The organism is Mycobacterium farcinogenes (assembly GCF_019739075.1).
In the GTDB taxonomy this organism is placed as follows: domain Bacteria; phylum Actinomycetota; class Actinomycetes; order Mycobacteriales; family Mycobacteriaceae; genus Mycobacterium; species Mycobacterium senegalense.
In genome coordinates, this window is the sequence record NZ_CP081673.1 from 4,510,853 (window position 1) to 4,527,209 (window position 16,357).

General features: G+C 64.9%; 15 protein-coding genes. 6 read left to right on the forward strand and 9 right to left on the reverse strand.

The annotated features are described in order from the left end of the window. The first annotated feature begins 97 nt into the window (after positions 1–97). From K6L26_RS21450 to K6L26_RS21460, 3 genes are all read left to right on the forward strand, one after another. Positions 98–2,404: a carbon starvation CstA family protein gene (locus tag K6L26_RS21450; protein WP_036389946.1), complete on the forward strand. Its 2,307-nt coding sequence runs from the start codon at positions 98–100 to the stop codon at positions 2,402–2,404. After that, a complete protein-coding gene (locus K6L26_RS21455) occupies positions 2,404–2,541 on the forward strand; it encodes a CstA-like transporter-associated (seleno)protein (RefSeq protein ID WP_230983362.1) in 138 nt (45 codons plus the stop codon). The genes K6L26_RS21450 and K6L26_RS21455 overlap by 1 nt, the downstream gene beginning before the upstream one ends. Positions 2,542–2,632: 91 nt before the next feature. Beyond that, entirely contained in the window at positions 2,633–3,919 is a 1,287-nt protein-coding gene (locus tag K6L26_RS21460; protein ID WP_036388430.1) for an amidohydrolase family protein, read from the forward strand. 78 nt (positions 3,920–3,997) lie between these two features. On the opposite strand, the gene K6L26_RS21465 is transcribed toward K6L26_RS21460, so the two are convergent. Then, positions 3,998–5,233, reverse strand: coding sequence for a cytochrome P450 (locus tag K6L26_RS21465; protein WP_064900065.1), 1,236 nt, complete (start codon positions 5,231–5,233; stop codon positions 3,998–4,000). Continuing rightward, positions 5,230–6,285, reverse strand: a complete 1,056-nt coding sequence (locus K6L26_RS21470; protein ID WP_064900063.1) for an LLM class F420-dependent oxidoreductase — start codon at positions 6,283–6,285, stop codon at positions 5,230–5,232. The genes K6L26_RS21465 and K6L26_RS21470 overlap by 4 nt, the downstream gene beginning before the upstream one ends. Before the next feature lie 134 nt (positions 6,286–6,419). Between K6L26_RS21470 and K6L26_RS21475 the strand changes: the two genes are divergently transcribed. Beyond that, positions 6,420–7,916, forward strand: coding sequence for an acyl-CoA carboxylase subunit beta (locus K6L26_RS21475; protein ID WP_019345647.1), 1,497 nt, complete (start codon positions 6,420–6,422; stop codon positions 7,914–7,916). Positions 7,917–7,999: 83 nt separating this feature from the next. On the opposite strand, the gene K6L26_RS21480 is transcribed toward K6L26_RS21475, so the two are convergent. The 3 genes from K6L26_RS21480 to K6L26_RS21490 are packed head-to-tail and all read right to left on the reverse strand — an operon-like array spanning position 8,000 to position 10,529. Next, entirely contained in the window at positions 8,000–9,064 is a 1,065-nt protein-coding gene (locus K6L26_RS21480; RefSeq protein ID WP_064899971.1) for a TIGR03857 family LLM class F420-dependent oxidoreductase, read from the reverse strand. Continuing rightward, on the reverse strand, positions 9,061–9,438 hold the full coding sequence (locus tag K6L26_RS21485) for a nuclear transport factor 2 family protein (RefSeq protein ID WP_019345644.1): 378 nt from the start codon (positions 9,436–9,438) through the stop codon (positions 9,061–9,063). Before K6L26_RS21485 ends, K6L26_RS21480 begins: the two co-directional genes overlap by 4 nt. Next, positions 9,435–10,529 (reverse strand): phosphotransferase, encoded by a 1,095-nt coding sequence (locus K6L26_RS21490; RefSeq protein ID WP_064899970.1) that lies wholly within the window; start codon positions 10,527–10,529, stop codon positions 9,435–9,437. Before K6L26_RS21490 ends, K6L26_RS21485 begins: the two co-directional genes overlap by 4 nt. A 63-nt stretch (positions 10,530–10,592) precedes the next feature. Between K6L26_RS21490 and K6L26_RS21495 the strand changes: the two genes are divergently transcribed. Further along, the gene (locus K6L26_RS21495; protein WP_019345642.1) at positions 10,593–11,204 is read left to right on the forward strand and encodes a TetR/AcrR family transcriptional regulator; all 612 of its coding nucleotides are present in this window, start codon (positions 10,593–10,595) and stop codon (positions 11,202–11,204) included. Here K6L26_RS21495 and K6L26_RS21500 read toward each other — a convergent pair. Genes K6L26_RS21500 through K6L26_RS21510 form a run of 3 tightly spaced genes read right to left on the reverse strand, consistent with a single transcriptional unit; the run spans position 11,187 to position 14,891 of the window. Then, entirely contained in the window at positions 11,187–12,305 is a 1,119-nt protein-coding gene (locus tag K6L26_RS21500) for an alpha/beta hydrolase (RefSeq protein WP_372516585.1), read from the reverse strand. The genes K6L26_RS21495 and K6L26_RS21500 overlap by 18 nt on opposite strands. Next, the gene (locus tag K6L26_RS21505) at positions 12,259–13,875 is read right to left on the reverse strand and encodes a flavin-containing monooxygenase (RefSeq protein WP_064899969.1); all 1,617 of its coding nucleotides are present in this window, start codon (positions 13,873–13,875) and stop codon (positions 12,259–12,261) included. The genes K6L26_RS21500 and K6L26_RS21505 overlap by 47 nt, the downstream gene beginning before the upstream one ends. Continuing rightward, a complete protein-coding gene (locus K6L26_RS21510) occupies positions 13,872–14,891 on the reverse strand; it encodes an NAD-dependent epimerase/dehydratase family protein (RefSeq protein ID WP_064899968.1) in 1,020 nt (339 codons plus the stop codon). Before K6L26_RS21510 ends, K6L26_RS21505 begins: the two co-directional genes overlap by 4 nt. Positions 14,892–14,970: 79 nt before the next feature. Here K6L26_RS21510 and K6L26_RS21515 point away from each other — a divergent pair, with 79 nt between their 5' ends. Continuing rightward, positions 14,971–15,918, forward strand: a complete 948-nt coding sequence (locus K6L26_RS21515) for an LLM class F420-dependent oxidoreductase (RefSeq protein ID WP_064899967.1) — start codon at positions 14,971–14,973, stop codon at positions 15,916–15,918. Here K6L26_RS21515 and K6L26_RS21520 read toward each other — a convergent pair. Further along, complete coding sequence (locus K6L26_RS21520) at positions 15,915–16,349, reverse strand: nuclear transport factor 2 family protein (protein WP_064899965.1); 435 nt, start codon at positions 16,347–16,349, stop codon at positions 15,915–15,917. The two genes, K6L26_RS21515 and K6L26_RS21520, sit on opposite strands and share 4 nt — an antisense overlap. Between the last annotated feature and the right edge of the window lie 8 nt (positions 16,350–16,357).

The window sequence follows — 16,357 nt, forward strand, 5'->3', positions numbered from 1 at the left end:
CGGCTACGGTTCGGAAACCGGGATTCGATGCCACGCGCTTTGGCTCGATGAAAAGATCGTCACGACGCGTATGACACTGGGCGAGCGAGGAGAGACTGTGGCAACACCGGACGCCCCACCGGCGGACCGCATCGAGGAGCACGACGGAGACGTCACCTATATCCGCACCGACAAAGACCTTCCGCCGGTGGCGATCATCGACCGCTCTCCGATCACCGCCAAGCACAAGGCGATCTTCGCGATCATCGCTGTGCTGGGCGCAGTGGCCTGGGCGGTCATCGCTTTCTTCCGCGGGGAGACCGTCAACGCCGTCTGGTTCGTGATCGCCGCGATCTGCACCTACGTCATCGGCTTCCGGTTCTACGCCCGGCTCATCGAGATGAAGATCGTCCGCCCGCGTGACGACAATGCCACGCCGGCAGAGCTTTTCGACAACGGCACCGACTACATGCCCACCGACCGGCGTGTGCTGTTCGGTCATCACTTCGCCGCGATCGCGGGCGCCGGCCCACTGGTCGGTCCGGTGCTGGCCATGCAGATGGGCTATCTGCCCGGCACGATCTGGATCATCATCGGCGCCGTGGTGGCCGGCTGCGTCCAGGACTACCTCGTGCTGTCCATTTCGGTACGCCGGCGCGGCCGCTCGCTGGGCCAGATGGCGCGCGACGAACTCGGTGTGGTCGGCGGTATCGCGGCGATCGTCGGCGTGCTCGTCATCATGGTGATCCTGCTGGCCGTGCTGGCCCTGGTCGTGGTCAATGCACTGGCCGAAAGCCCCTGGGGCGTCTTCTCGATCGCGATGACGATCCCGATCGCCATCTTCATGGGCCTGTACCTGCGTTTCTTCCGCCCCGGCCGGGTCTCGGAGGTCTCCCTGATCGGCGTCGCACTGCTGCTACTGGCGGTGATCTCCGGTGGTTGGGTGGCCGAAACATCATGGGGCGCCGACTGGTTCACACTCTCGAAGGTCACCCTGTCGTGGTGCATCATCATCTACGGCCTGGCCGCGTCCGTGCTGCCGGTGTGGTTCCTGCTGGCCCCGCGTGACTATCTGTCGACGTTCATGAAGGTCGGCACCATCGCGCTGCTGGCCGTCGGCATCCTGATCGCGCGGCCGGTGATGCAGGCGCCGGCGATCTCGCAGTTCGCCGCCAGCGGCACCGGCCCGGTGTTCGCGGGCTCGCTGTTCCCGTTCCTGTTCATCACCATCGCCTGCGGCGCGTTGTCGGGCTTTCACGCATTGATCTCGTCGGGCACCACACCCAAGCTTCTGGAGAAGGAAAGCCAGATGCGGTTGATCGGCTACGGCGGCATGCTGACCGAGTCCTTCGTCGCCATCATGGCGCTGATCACCGCGGCGATCCTCAACCAGCACCTGTACTTCGCGATCAACGCGCCGACGGCGGCCACCGGCACCACCGCACAGACCGCCGCCGACTACGTCAACGGCCTTGGCCTGTCCGGGCAGCCGATCACCGCGCAGGAGATCACCGCGGCGGCCGAAGGCGTCGGCGAACATTCGGTGGTGTCGCGCACCGGCGGCGCACCGACTCTGGCTTTCGGCATGTCCGAGGTGCTGCACCAGGTGTTCGGCGGCGAGAGCCTCAAGGCGTTCTGGTACCACTTCGCGATCATGTTCGAGGCGTTGTTCATCCTGACCACGGTCGACGCCGGTACGCGCGTCGCGCGCTTCATGCTGTCGGACGGCCTGGGCAATCTCGGTGGGCCGCTGAAGAAACTGCGCAACCCGAGCTGGCGGGCGGGCGCCTGGGCCTGCAGCGTCATCGTGGTCGCGGCGTGGGGTTCGATCCTGCTGATGGGCGTGACCGACCCGCTGGGCGGCATCAACACCCTGTTCCCGCTGTTCGGCATCGCCAACCAGCTGCTGGCGGCCATCGCGCTGACGGTGGTCACCGTGGTGGTGATCAAACGCGGATTGGTGAAGTGGGCCTGGATTCCGGGGGTGCCGCTGCTGTGGGATCTGACGGTGACGATGACGGCGTCGTGGCAGAAGATCTTCTCCGCCGACCCGAAAGTCGGCTACTGGAAGCAGCATTCGCAGTACGTCGCGGCACAGGAGGCCGGCAAGTCGACGTTCGGTGCGGCGAAGAACCCGGATCAGATCGACGCGGTCATCCGTAACACGTTCATCCAGGGCACCTTGTCGGTGGTGTTCGCGGTGCTGGTGCTGATCGTGTTCGTCGCGGGAGTGGTGATGGCGCTGCAAGCACTGCGCGGAGCCGGACGGCCACTGGCCGTGGACGAGGAGGTGCCGTCGCGCATCTTCGCCCCGTCAGGGCTGATCGCCACCTCGGTGGAGAAGGAGGTGCAGAAGCAGTGGGACGCCTTGCCCGGAGCGCACGCCAGGCCGCACGCCACATCGGGTGGTACTGGTCAACATTGATGGGTGACAACCACTATCGGCGCTATGTCGCTCACCGGGAACGCACCCATCCCGGTGAGCCTGTGCTGACCGAGCGCGATTACTGGAAGATGCGGCACCGCAATACCGAGGCCAATCCCGGCGCGCGCTGCTGCTGACCGCCGATTCTGCCCATCACCTGGCCTACGCGGCGATGCACGGTCTAAACTGTTGCCATTACGGTAAGGCCGTCATGAATGGAGCGCGTCCGTGCACAAAGACGACATGATCCTGATCAGCGTGGACGATCACATCGTCGAACCACCTGACATGTTCAAGAACCACCTTCCGAAGAAGTACGCCGACGAGGCCCCACGTCTCGTGCACAACCCTGACGGCAGCGATACCTGGCAGTTCCGCGACATCGTCATCCCGAATGTGGCGCTGAACGCGGTCGCCGGCCGCCCCAAGGAGGAGTACGGACTGGAGCCCCAAGGACTCGATGAGATCCGCAAGGGCTGCTACAACGTCGATGAGCGGGTCAAGGACATGAACGCCGGCGGCATCCTCGGCTCGATCTGCTTCCCGTCCTTCCCCGGTTTCGCCGGCCGCCTGTTCGCCACCGAGGACCCGGAGTTTTCCCTGGCGCTGGTTCAGGCCTACAACGACTGGCACATCGACGAATGGTGCGGCGCCTATCCGGCCCGCTTCATTCCGATGGCGCTGCCGGTGATCTGGGACGCCGAGGCGTGCGCCGCTGAGGTGCGCCGCGTCTCGAAGAAGGGCGTGCATGCGCTGACGTTCACCGAGAACCCGGCCGCCATGGGTTATCCCAGCTTCCACGACGACTACTGGACGCCGCTGTGGAAGGCGTTGTGCGACACCAACACCGTGCTCAACGTTCACATCGGCTCCTCGGGCAAGCTGGCCATCACCGCGCCCGACGCACCATTGGACGTGATGATCACCCTGCAGCCGATGAACATCGTGCAGGCCGCCGCGGACCTGTTGTGGTCCAAGCCCATCAAGGATTACCCGGATCTCAAGATCGGGCTGTCCGAGGGCGGCACGGGCTGGATTCCGTACTTCTTGGAGCGCGTCGACCGGACCTACGAGATGCATTCGACCTGGACCCACCAGAACTTCGGCGGCAAGCTGCCCAGCGAGGTGTTCCGGGAGCACTTCCTCACGTGCTTCATCTCCGACCCGGTCGGCGTCGCCCTGCGCGACAAGATCGGTATCGACAACATCAGTTGGGAAGCCGACTACCCGCACAGCGACTCGATGTGGCCCGGCGCCCCCGAGGAACTGTGGGACGTACTGACCGAGAACAACGTGCCGGACGACGAGATCAACAAGATGACGTACGAGAACGCCATGCGCTGGTACTCATTCGACCCGTTCACCCACATCTCACGGGAGCAGGCCACCGTCGGTGCGCTCCGCAAAGCCGCTGAGGGCCACGATGTTTCGATCCAGGCGCTGAGCCACCACGAGCAGGGCACCCGCGGTGACGCGCTGCACGCCGCGGCTCGGGGCAACTCCGGTTCCGAGTAGTCACCTTCTACCGCGAGCAGACACAAATGTCCCCGCACGCACGGCGTGTCGGGGACATTTGTGTCTGCTCGCCGCTATCTAGCGCAGTGAATACCGCACCGGCAGGTGCTTGAGCCCGCCCACGAACGTCGTGGCCATGTGCTGCGGTTCGCCGGCGAGTTCTGCGGAGCGCAGCCGCGGTAGCAGCTCGGAGAAGAAGCTGTTGATCTCCAGCCTGGCCAGTGCGGCACCGAGGCAGAAGTGCACACCGTAGCCGAACGCTATGTGCTTGTTGGGATCTCGGCCGACGTCGAAACGGAACGGATCGACGAAGACGTCCTCGTCGCGGTTGCCCGAGACATACGACAGCAGCACCGACTCGCCCTTCGCGATCCCGACGCCGCGAATCTCGTAGTCCTGTTGCGCGGTGCGCATGAACTCCTTGACCGGGGTGGTCCAGCGGACCATCTCCTCGACCGCCAGCGGCATCAGACTCATATCGTTCTGCAGCCGGGCCAGTTGGTCGGGGTTCTGCAGCAATGCGTGCATGCCGCCGGAGATGCTGGCGCTGCTGGTGTCGTGGCCGGCAGCGGCGATGATCGCGTAATAGGAGACCGTGTCGATATCGGACAGCGGCTCCCCGTCCAGCGTGGCGTTGGCGATCGTCGAAGCCAAGTCGTCGGTGGGATTCGCCCGACGCGAGGCGGTCAGTTCGGTGAAGTACTGGAACATCTCGAGCAGCGCCATGCCCTGCTCTTCCATGCTGGTGCCGCGCTTGTACTCGTCGTCGTCGCTGCCGAAAAGCTCCTGGGTGAGCTTGAGCATGAACGCGAAGTCGGACTCGGGTACGCCGAGCAGCGTCATGATCATGTACAGCGGGTAGTTCACGGCGACCTGCTGCACGAAGTCGCATTCCGGCCCTTCGTCGACCATCCGGTCGACGAACCGCTTGGCCAGTTCGTCGGCGCGATCCTTCAGCGCGCGCATGGCCTTTGGCCGAAACCAGTTGGCGCCGATGGCCCGCAGGTCACGGTGCAGCGGGTCGTCGGTGTGGATCAATGTCCGGATCCCGATCGCGGCCTGCTGCTCGTCGCCCTCGCGGGTGACCAGTACCGGTCGCGGCGAGTTGGTGAAAATGTCGTTGGCGCGCTCGATCTCCATGATGTCCGCGTGCTTGGTGATCGCCCAGAACGGCGCGTAGTCGGGCACCTCGACCCAGGACACCGGGGCGTTGGCCCGCAGATGGGTCAGCGCCGTGTGCAGTGTCGCCTCATCGGTATACGCCGAGGGGTCGGCGAACAGCCTGGCGACTTCGTCGGCGGTGCGGACAGTCATGCGTTGCTCCTCACTGGCGGGCATTCTCTGAACTCCTTCAGCACCGCGTTCACGGTTTCGGTGGACACCGCGGCGGGAAAACCGGGCAGCACGCGGTCGATGACGCCCTCGCAGCGACGCCGCAAGGCCGCGGCCACGTCCGGGATCGGGGCCACCACCGCGAACGTGCCAAGCACCTCGTCGTCGATCAGACCGCCCATCGCATCCCACTCACCGGCCAAGGAGAGGCGGTGCAACTCGGTGTGCAGATCGCCCCACCCGTGCAGCTCCAGGACTTTGCGGTAGGCCGGAGTCGAGCCATAGAAGGCGAGCTGTTTTCGGGTCGCGACGGAGGCCGCGGCCATCTCCTCTTCGTCTGCGCCGGTGACGATGAACACCGGGCAGGACAGCTCGAAGTCACGGCGATCGCGCCCGCTGCGGTCCATCCCGCGCTGTAACGCCACCGTGGTCACCTCGTCCAGATAGCGCCGGGTGGTGAACGCATGGGCGAGCAGACCGTCGGCCACCTCGCCGCACACCTCGGTCATCAGTTCCCCGACCGCGGCGAGGAACACCAACGGGTGCGGCAGCGTCGACGGCTCGGGGGTGAACATCGGCGTCATGATCTTGTGGGTGTAGAACTCACCCTCGAACCGCAGTTTGGTCCCTTCGCTCCAGCAGCCCCAAATCGCATGCAGCGCTTCGATGTACTCACGCATGCGGCACGCAGGGTGGCTCCACGGCATGCTGAACCGTTTCTCGATGTGCGGCTGGATCTGGGTGCCGAGCCCGAGGACGAAACGCCCACCCGAGTAGGTCTGCAGATCCCAGCCCAACTGGGCCATGGTCATCGGATTGCGCGCGAAGGCGACCGCGATACTGGTGCCGATCTGCATCCGCTCGGTGTGCTCGGCGGCGATGGCCAGCGGCAGGAACGGGTCATGGTTGATCTCGCCGGTCCAGCACCCGTCGTAGCCGTGAGCTTCCAGATCACGGGCGATCTCCGGGACCTCGGCGAGCCGGCTGGGAATGCCGCGGTCGATCTTGACGGCGCGGGACACCGGTTCACTCATCGACAGCACATTCGTTTGCCAGCTTGCTCCAGGGCGCGGAATTCGACCACCTGATCGACGCTACAGTAAGCAATTCAGTATGGTCAACGAGGTTAGGCTACAAGCCAACCGCCGGTTCGAGAAGTGGAGACGCAATGACCAACGACCCCGAGTGGAAGGAAACGCTCGAGGACCTCGCCCGCCGGCGCGAGCACGCATTCGGCATGGGCGGTCCCGAACGGCTGGCCAAGCACCACGGCAAGGGCAAACTCGATGCCCGAGCCCGGATCGCGCGGCTGCTCGATCCGGGCACCTTCCAGGAATTCGGCACGCTCGTCGGCGGTGACATCGCCTCCGACGGGCTGGTCGCGGGTTCGGGCCGTGTCGACGGCACGCCGGTGATGGTGGGCGCCGAGGATTTCACCACGTTGGCCGGCAGCATCGGCCCCGGCGGCAACGCGAAACGCTACCGGCTCGCCGAACTGGCTCTGCGCAACAAGATCCCGTTGGTGATGCTGTTGGAGGGGGCTGGTTTTCGTCCCAGCGGCGAGCACTACGGGCGCACCCCCACCGACCTCATCGCCCAGGCCAAGTGCTCTGGGAAGGTGCCCACCGTATCGGCGATTCTCGGCCCGTCGGCAGGCCACGGCGCGCTGGTCGCGCCGGTATGCGACTTCACCATCATGAGCCAGCAGGGAGCCATCTTCACCGCGGGGCCTCCAGTTGTGAAAGAGTCGACCGGAGAGGACATCTCGAAGGAGGACCTCGGCGGCCCGAATGTCGCTCTGGCAAGCGGCGTGATTCACAACTACGCCGAAGACGACGAAACGGTCATCGACGACATCCGCCGCTATCTGTCCTACTTCCCGTCGAGCGCATGGTCGTATCCACCGACCCGCCTTGCCGATGACACCGCCGATCCGCGGCCGACCCCCGAACTGCTCGACATCATCTCGCGCGACAACCGCCGCATCTACGACATGCGCGCCGTGCTCGACGAGGTCTTCGACCGGCCTGACTGGTTCGAGGTGCAGCCGAAGTTCGGCCGCGCCATCATCTGTGCGCTGGCGCATCTCGGCGGCTATCCCGTTGCGGTGGTGGCCAACCAACCGCAGGTGATGGCCGGGTCGATCGACGCCGACGCGGCTGACAAGGCCGCACACTTCATCTCAGTCGCCGACTCGTTCCATCTGCCCATCGTGTTCCTCGCCGACAACCCAGGCATGCTCCCGGGCAGCCAGTCCGAGCGCAGCGGTGTATTGCGCAGCGGTGCAAGGATGTTCGCGGCCCAGACCGCGGCAACTACACTCAAGCTGCACGTGACGCTGCGCAAGGCGTTCGGTTTCGGCTCGATGGTGATGTCGCTCTTGGGTTTCGACGACCAGGTGGCCACGTTCGCCTATCCCGGAGCGACGATGGGTGCGATGGGCGCGGCCGCCCTGAGCGCGGCGACCCACGCCGGTGAGGATTACACCGCGGTGCTCAAGCGGATGGAACTGGAGGCGTCCTTCCGGTCGGCAGGTCACCTCGGCTTCGATGAACTCATCTCCCCCGAGGAAACCCGCAACGCACTGCTGGTCACGCTGCAGCACGGCATCTTCAGCCGCCAGCAAGTAGCCGAGCCGGTGTCCCGCACCCTGATCATGCCGTAACCCCCGCACCGCGAGGGTGCGTGTCTGCCGGTCGACACGCCGCGTACCGCCGACAGTATGCGCACCCTCGCGCCACCTGCTTTCTATTTTTCCGATCCCGCCGACGCTTTCGTGGCCCGGTACTCGGTGACGATCGGCTCCAGTTCGTCGGGGGTGGCCCCGTGCATGATCACCGCGTCGGCACCGTAGTCGAACTCCTTGCGGATGCGATCCACACACTGTCGCGCCGACCCGGTGGCCGACGGTTCCAGCCACTCGTCGGGAATGAGGGTCGCGATGTGTTCGATCTGCTCGGCGGTGGCCTTGTGGTCGATCCCACCCGGGATCGACGTGACGACGGGATCTTCCCGGAAGCGTTGCAGCACCGCCGGATCCCAGTTGTTGGTGCTCACCATCAGGTCGCCGTAACCCTGCAGATAGGTGGCGAGCCGGGCCACGGTCTTCTTGAGCCGCAACTCCTCCGGTAAGTGATCGCCCACCGTGGCGAAGCAGGACCACACGCGGACACTGTCCGGGTCCCGGCCGGCCTGTTCGGCGGCGTCCTTGACGGTCTTCACCGCGCGCTGCAGCGTCTCCGGCGTGAAGTAGGTGTGCAAGATGACGTCATCGAACTCGCGGCCCCCTAGGGCGAGGGTCTGCGGGCCGAACGCGACGATGGCCAGCCGAATGTCCTCGTCGAAATCGGGGTCGAGGAAAAGGACCTGATATTTCCCGATCGGCCCGTCGTGGTTGAAGATCACCTCGCCGTGCCACAGCTTGCGCATGACCTGCGCGAAGTCCTCCATCTGCGCGGTGGTCACCGCGGGCACCCCGAACGCGTTGTACATCGCCGCAATACCGCGGCCGATGCCCAGGGTGAAGCGGCCCCGGGACAGCCGGTGCATGGTGGTGGCCCACGATCCGGTGATCAGCGGATGCCGGGTGTTGTGATTGGTTGCCGCCGTGGCGATCTGCATGCGCTCGGTCACCGCACAGGCGGCGCCGACGAGCGAGGACGCTTCCTTGACGTTCCAGCGTTCGGAGATGAACGCGGTGCCGAAGCCGAGTTCCTCGCCGCGGCGCGCCTCGTCCATCAGCGTGGCCGGCCCCTCACCGCCGGCACCGGCCAGCAGGTAGTAGCCGAGTTCGTCCAGAACTGGTTGACTCATGCCCAAACTCCTTGTTTGTAACCACAATTCCACACTTCGACGATGCGGCCGTCTACCACGCGGAAGATCTCCATGCTGCTGATGGTCATCGCGTTGCCGTCGGTAAACGTCATCGGAGACTCATAGACGATTGCCACGTGTTCTCCGTCGTCGCCGGCGACCACCAGGTTGAGATCGAACCGGATCGTCTCGAACATCGCCCAGTGATCGATGATGCGCTGGACAGCCTGCCGGTGGGTCAAAGTCTGTGCCTCGCCCACGTCGTGACGGATCACGCTGTCGCCCATCAGTTCTTCGGCAAGGGCGAACTCCCGTTTGTTCCATACCACCAGGTTGTAGAGCTCGACGACTTCGCGGGCTGAGCGTGTCTTCACGCAAAGACCTCCAGGGCATCGATCTCGTCGATGGCCGCGACGGCGCGGTCCACCAGGATCAGGCAGAGTTGGCGGGAACGTTCCGGCATCGTTTGCCACCCGACCAGGGTGATGACCGGAAGCACCATCAGATAGGCGACTGCGAATCTGTAGTGCCGCCACGCCTCATCGAAGCAATAGCCGACAAATCCATGGCTGCCGAGCCTGTCCAGATACTCCCGCACCAGCGCCTCGTCGCGGCCGCGCCGCACGTCACTCGGCAGACCCTGGCTCACCAGGTAGCCGATGTCGGCGGCGCCTGCCCCGTGGCTGGCGAATTGAAAGTCGACGATTTTGAGGCGATCACCGTCGAAGAACATGTTGTCGGCCCGAATATCGCCGTGCAGCAGCATCGCACGTTCTGTGAGCGCTGTCAGGGCCTGCGGCGCCAACTCGACGAAGCGCTCAGCGAACCGGGCCACCGGCATCGGCACGGTTTGTGAGGTGTGCTCACGGTAGACCTGCCACCCCAAGGCGAACACGGGCAGGAACAAATCACGCGCCATGGGTGTGTCCAGGCTCGGGAACTCGTTTATCAGCGTCGGATCGGCCGCGGTGATCGACCACGCGTGCAGGCCTGCGAGTTGATCAATCGCGACCCTGGCACGCTCCAGCGACAGGCCGGCCAGGTGGTCGGCGTTGACCCACTGCTGCAGGTCCTCCATCACCAGGACGAAATCCACTGAGCCCTCCGCCATTCGGGCGGTGTGAACATGGGGGGTGGCGATCGGGGCATGCCCCGCGACGCGCTGGTAGAAAGCGAGTTCGCGGCGGTACCCACCGAGCAGGTCCATGGCGCCACGTGCCTCAGACTGGGCCGGGAGTTTGACGATGACCGTGCCCGGCACGTCTGCACCGGCGAGGTACAAGCGGTAGAGCAATGACGAGAAGCCGCTGTCCATCGCGATCTGCTCGACACGCATCTCGGTCACCGTTGCCGTATCGGGCAACGCCGGGTCAGCACGCAGTGCCTCGCTCAGCCATTCGACGGTGACAGCGTCGATTTCGGATGGAATCCGGGCGGGCCCAGAGTCATGGACTTGCGTCACCATCGCACTCCCAGTGGGTTATTTAACACCGAACAAGCAACATAATTGTCTTGCGTCTAATATGCAATGGTGCCTTCGCCCGAGCGCGGGTTGACCCAACCGCAACGTGTCGAAATCTCCAGTCGGCGGCTACTGCAGGCTGCTGCCGAGTTGATCGTCGAGAAAGGTTGGGAGGCAACGACTGCGGCTGAGATCGGCCGGCGGGCCGGGTACAGCCGGGCCATGGTGCACGCCCGGTACGGCAGCAAGGACGCCATCCTCGACGCCTTCCAGGCTGTATACGTGGCGCGGCTGAATCCCGATCCCGCACCGGGCGCGACGGGCCTGCAGCAGGTGCTCGCGCACTTCGACCGGGTACAGGAGATCCACGCCGAGGATGCCGCGGTGACCAGAGCCATGTTCGTGTCGGCCTTCGAGGCTGCGAAGACCACATCACCCCTGCGCGACGGCGTGCGAACCCAGCTGGCCGGGGCGGCCGTCAAGATCGAAACCGGTCTGCGCACGGGCATCGCGGACGGTTCGCTGCGGTCCGATATCGATGTCGACATGGCCCTACGCGATATCACCGGGTCGATTTTCGGGATCGCGTTCCAGTGGGTGGTCTTGCCCGAAGAACACGATCTCGACCACGAGATCAATTGTGTGCGAGCCCGGATCACGTCAACCTACGGTCGTTAAGAATCGCTCCGTCGCATCCTGGACCGCACCGGAGAACAGATGTCCGACATGGCTACCATCGTGCCAGTAGAGGTCGCCGCCCCATTGCTCGTGCATGGCCAGCGCCGAACTGCGCAGTGCCATCCTGTCATGCCAGGCACCGACGATGAGACGCCGATCTGTGTGCGGTCGGGTGCGCAGCGGATCGATCACCGAAGTCATCGCCGCCACCGTGGTCGACTGCAACGCACGAGCCGACTGCCGTCCGGCTGACCCCCAGCGCCCCAAGTGCAGCCCGATCATGGTGTTGAGTCCCAGGATTGGCGTGTATAGCGCCACCGCCTCGACTCGGCCGTCCAGATGCGACACCAACGCGGCGACCGCGCTGCCCAGCGACAGACCGGCCACTGCAATAGAGGATGCCTGCGGCTCGAGCCAGCCGATCAGCGCCCGCACCTCCGACACCGCACGCATCGTGCCGGCGATATTGGCCAACGGATCACGGGCGGGATACTCGGGCCACGACCCGCGCCGCGGCCCGTGCCCGGGCTGCACCGGCAATGCGACGTTGATTCCGAGTTCACGAAGCCGTCGAACGCGCGCGACCAGCAGATCCATCGAGTCACCCTGACCCGCCCCGTGTATCCAGATCAGCCAGGGACGTGCGTCGTCACCACAGCGATACAACCGCACCCTGGCGGTCGCGATGCCACCGTGCCCGTCGGCCAGCACCGAAGTCGGCAACGCGGCGTCGTGGTCGAAGATCAGCTCCTCGAACGTCAACGCACCGAATCGGCGCGACCGGATACCCTTGACCCGCAGGGCGTCCGGCACTGTATGCGCACCATCGATACCGAGTGTGCCGAGTTCGTCGGCGGCCCGTTGATACTCGCTCAGTGGCCGTGGCAGCTGCGGTGGTGGACCGGACAGGGTCATTCCCGTGACTACCAGCTCATCGAGGGCAACCTCGCCGAGCTGACGAAGACCGGCGACCGACAACGGATTCCATTGCCCGGCCAGCGCCCCGACCGAGCGGGGGACGACACCACCGAGCTCCCACGCTATTCGGGTAGCCCTACGCAACAGTGAATCCCGTGTAGCCGTCAGCGGCGATCTCGTCACACCGGCGACGGTACTCAGGGATGCCCGCGGTGTATCCGAGGTACATCCGCTTCTTGCCGGGCACATTGCCGCCGTTGTACCAGGAGTTGCAGCTCGGGTGCACCAGGACGGTGGGCGCCACCAGCGCCGTGGTGTGTTCCACCCATTCGGCCTGCGCCTGCGGCGTCGCCTCGATGCTCGAGTACCCGCCGGCTCTCAGGTAGGCGATGCAATCCGCGATCCACTCCACATGCTGCTCCAGAGCAGCCACGAAGTTCGTTGCCGCCGAGGGACTTCCCGGCCCCTGAACGGTGAACAGGTTGGGAAACCCCGCGACAGCCAAGCCGAGGTAGGACAGTGCGCCCTCCTTGGCCCAGTACTCCCCCAGCACCACGCCACCGCGGCCCCGCACATCGATCCGGCTCAACGCACCGGTCATCGCGTCGAACCCGGTGGCATACACGATCACGTCGAGGTCGACATCGCCCTGCTCAGTGGATATTCCATTCGCGGTCACCTCGCGGATGGCGCCCTTGCGCAGGTCGACGAGGGTGACGTTGTCCCGGTTGTAGGTCTCGTAGTAGCCCTGATCGATGATCGGGCGCTTACAGGCGAACGGGTGGCTGGGCGTCAGCGACGCCGCTGTGTCGGGGTCGGTGACGATGCGGGCCACTGCTTGGCCGTACAGCTCGGTCGCCATCCGGTTGGCTTCGATGTCGAAGAAGATGTCGCCCCAATTGAGCGCGCCCATGACTCCGTGTTCCTCGACGGCTCGCCGTTTCTCCTCTGGCGAAGCCGTTTTCACCGGAGGCCGCACCAACATCTCCAGCAGAACGGAGAAGGCGCTGAGCCGCGCCGCACCGACCGGATGTTCGCGTTGCGCCGCGCGGATCGACGCGTAGTCAGCTTTGAGCGCGTCGAGCTCGCCGGGCTCGAACGGTCGCACCTGCCACGGCAGGGTGAAGGCCGGCGAGCGCTGAAACACCGTCAACTGCGCAGCCTGTGCGGCAACCACCGGGATCAGCTGCACACCGGTGGATCCGGTACCGATCACGCCGACCCGCTTGCCGGTGAGGTCTATGCCCTCCCGCGGCCACCGGCTGGTGAACAGCGAGGTGCCGGTGAACCGATTCATCCCGGGGATGTCGGGTTCCAGTGGAATCGAAAGGATTCCGGTGGCCGCCACGACGAAAGGGGTGTATCGCGTCTGCCCGTCAGCCGTACGAACCGCCCAAAGTGATGTGCGCTCGTCGAAGAACATCGACACCACCTCGGTGCCGAACACGATGTCGCGGCGCAGGTCCAATCGATCGGCGACGAAGTTCAAGTACGCCTCGATCTCTGGCTGGGCCGGCATCGTCTCGGTCCATACCCACTCCTGCTGGATCTCGTCGCTGAAGCTGTAGGAGTATTCGATGCTCTCGATGTCACACCGTGCGCCCGGGTAACGGTTGACCAGCCAGGTGCCGCCGACGTGCTCGGCCTTCTCCAGGACGCACACCCGCAGTCCTTGTTCCCGTAGCCGGTGCAGTGCGTACAAGCCGGAGAATCCGGCGCCGACGACGATCGCGTCGAAATCCACGGTGCTCACAGATCGATGACCTTCTCATTGCGGTTCTTGCGATCGACGTAGAACTGAGCCGCCCGGGCGATCGAATCGGTGGTCGGTCCGGGTTTCCAGCCCAGGTCCCGCGTCGCCTTGCTGTGGTCGGCGGGCGAGGTCAGCCACATCAGCCGCGCGGCGGTGAGGTTCATCGGAAAGTCGGTGCCGAACAACCGGTTCGACATGCCGGCCAACCATCCGAAGAGATACAACGGGGCCATGGGGATGCCGAATCGCGGTGGTCGCGCGCCGACTGCTTCCGCGGCCGTGGTGAACATCTCCTTCTGCGACATGTAGCGCTCGGACACGATGTAGCGTTCGCCGATCCGGCCGTGCTCGGCGGCCCGGATGAGCGCGTCGGCGGCGTCATCTATGCCGACCACTTCCGAGCCGACGCCCCGCACGTAGACAGGCAACTTGCCGAACGCCGCCATGGCGACGAGCGCGCCCTGCCGCGGTTGCCAGTCCGGCGGACCGTAGGGGTTCGACACACACATCGCGATGGCGGGAAGGCCCCGCTCGCGGGCATAGGACAGCACCAGATCTTCTGCCTGCCGCCGCGATTCGATGTATGGGCCGCCTTTGCCTGCCCAGTTGAACGTCGTCTCTTCATCGACAGTCGACCCGTCGTCGCCGACCGCGATGGTCCCGATGGTGCTGAGGAAGACGAAGCGCTGCAGGTCGGCATTCACCGCGACATCGAGGACATTGCGCAGGCCCTCGACATTTGTGGAGAACAGTGATGCCGGGTCGGCCAGGTGTGCGCGGGTGTCGACGACGCAGTAGAACACCACGTCGCGGTCCGCCATTGCTGCTGTCACCGCTTCGGTGTCGAAGATGTCGCCATAGCAGCGCTCGACATCGACACCGTCGATGCCCTTGGTCGAACTGGTCCGCCGAACCAGAACCCGCACGTCGTCGCCTCGTTCGACGAGTTGGCGGGTGACACAGGCCCCGACGTTTCCGCTCGCGCCCATGACGAGTGCTTTTCGCCGACGATCCATCGATTACTCCATCCCATCAGACCATCTACGATGGATGTTACGGTAATGCTTTCAGTAGCGTGCCGAAACGCGGAGACCGATGAAGTACACCCTGGAATATCCCAGCGAACTGCCCACCGCACCTGACGATTTCCTGCAACCCGAAGTGATCCGCACCGTCGCGGTGCAAGCCGAAGCGGCGGGCTTTTCGGCGATCGCATTGAGCGAGCATCCGGCCCCGTCGGTCAAGTGGCGGAACAACGGCGGTCACAACACGCTGGATCCGATCGCCGCACTGAGCTTCATGGCAGCAGTCACCTCGCACCTTCGCCTGATGACCAATCTGTACGTGCTCCCGTTCCGCAACCCCTACCTGTCCGCGAAGGCACTCGGCAGCCTCGATCTGGTGTCAGGCGGCCGGCTCATCGCGGGCGTCGGTGCGGGGTACTTGCGATCCGAGTTCTCGGCGGTCGGCGTCGACATGGACCGTCGCGCCCAACTGCTCGACGAGGCGCTGACGTCGCTGGGGGCCATCTGGAACGACCCCGAAAAACCGGTTACCGGTGATGATTTCGCCGCGGTGGGACCGGTGTGGCTGCAACGGCCCTGCCAGCGGCCACATCCGCCGATCTGGATCGGCGGAAATGGCAACGCCGCCATTCGGCGCGTGGTCGAGCACGGTGACGGCTGGATGCCGATCATCGCCGCGTCAGGCATGGCCTCGACCATGCGCACTGTGGCCATCGAGAACACCGAGCAATTCGGGGCGGCCGTGCAGCGCCTGCACAACCGGCTCACCGAGGCCGGCCGGGACCCGTCAGCTGTCGATGTCCAGGTGGTGTGTCCGCCGGTCGATCTCGATGACGCTGCGTCGATCGGTCATGCGCGCGAGGTGCTGGCCGAACTCGAGGGTCATGGCGCCACCTGGGCCGTCATCCACGTCGACGGCAGCGGCCCCCAAGCCGCAGTCGACTACATCAAGGCATTCAGCGACACGATGGGCCTCGCCGCTAAGCAGAGACACCCGGATTCGCGTTCTCAGCGCTAGGCCGCCTTGAATTTCAGCAAGGTCCGGGTGAGGTGCAGGCTGGTGATCTGCCATGCGCCGTCACGCTTTTCGTAAGTCTCGTGGTAGTGGCCGGCACCGTGGAGCTCGTTGCCATCGGTGAAGAACAGCATGTCTTCCATCGCCCAGATGCCGGTAGCCGTCGTGTCGGAGGTGAGGGTGATCTCGGGAGTGTGGCAGTGATGCACCGTCGCTGCGTGTTCGACACCGCCCCACACCACCGGGAAGAACTCGTCGAATCCGTTCAGCGGCGGCGCGGTCTGCGGATCGGCACCGCCGGTCGACACGGCCATGTCGAGTTTCACCACGACATCGTCGACGAACAATCCGCGCCAGGCATCGATGTCCTTGGTGTCGAGGAATCGGCAATACCGGGCTTTGAGCTGCTTGATCGCTTCGATGTCGTCGGACAACGGGTCAC

Excerpts from the sequence above, each read along its gene's own strand:
- K6L26_RS21455 (WP_230983362.1), top strand. The coding sequence starts at position 2,404 with ATGGGTGACAACCACTATCGGCGCTATGTCGCTCACCGGGAACGCACC.
- K6L26_RS21465 (WP_064900065.1), bottom strand. The coding sequence starts at position 5,233 with ATGACTGTCCGCACCGCCGACGAAGTCGCCAGGCTGTTCGCCGACCCC.
- K6L26_RS21470 (WP_064900063.1), bottom strand. The coding sequence starts at position 6,285 with ATGAGTGAACCGGTGTCCCGCGCCGTCAAGATCGACCGCGGCATTCCC.
- K6L26_RS21475 (WP_019345647.1), top strand. The coding sequence starts at position 6,420 with ATGACCAACGACCCCGAGTGGAAGGAAACGCTCGAGGACCTCGCCCGC.
- K6L26_RS21480 (WP_064899971.1), bottom strand. The coding sequence starts at position 9,064 with ATGAGTCAACCAGTTCTGGACGAACTCGGCTACTACCTGCTGGCCGGT.
- K6L26_RS21490 (WP_064899970.1), bottom strand. The coding sequence starts at position 10,529 with ATGGTGACGCAAGTCCATGACTCTGGGCCCGCCCGGATTCCATCCGAA.
- K6L26_RS21495 (WP_019345642.1), top strand. The coding sequence starts at position 10,593 with ATGGTGCCTTCGCCCGAGCGCGGGTTGACCCAACCGCAACGTGTCGAA.
- K6L26_RS21510 (WP_064899968.1), bottom strand. The coding sequence starts at position 14,891 with ATGGATCGTCGGCGAAAAGCACTCGTCATGGGCGCGAGCGGAAACGTC.
- K6L26_RS21515 (WP_064899967.1), top strand. The coding sequence starts at position 14,971 with ATGAAGTACACCCTGGAATATCCCAGCGAACTGCCCACCGCACCTGAC.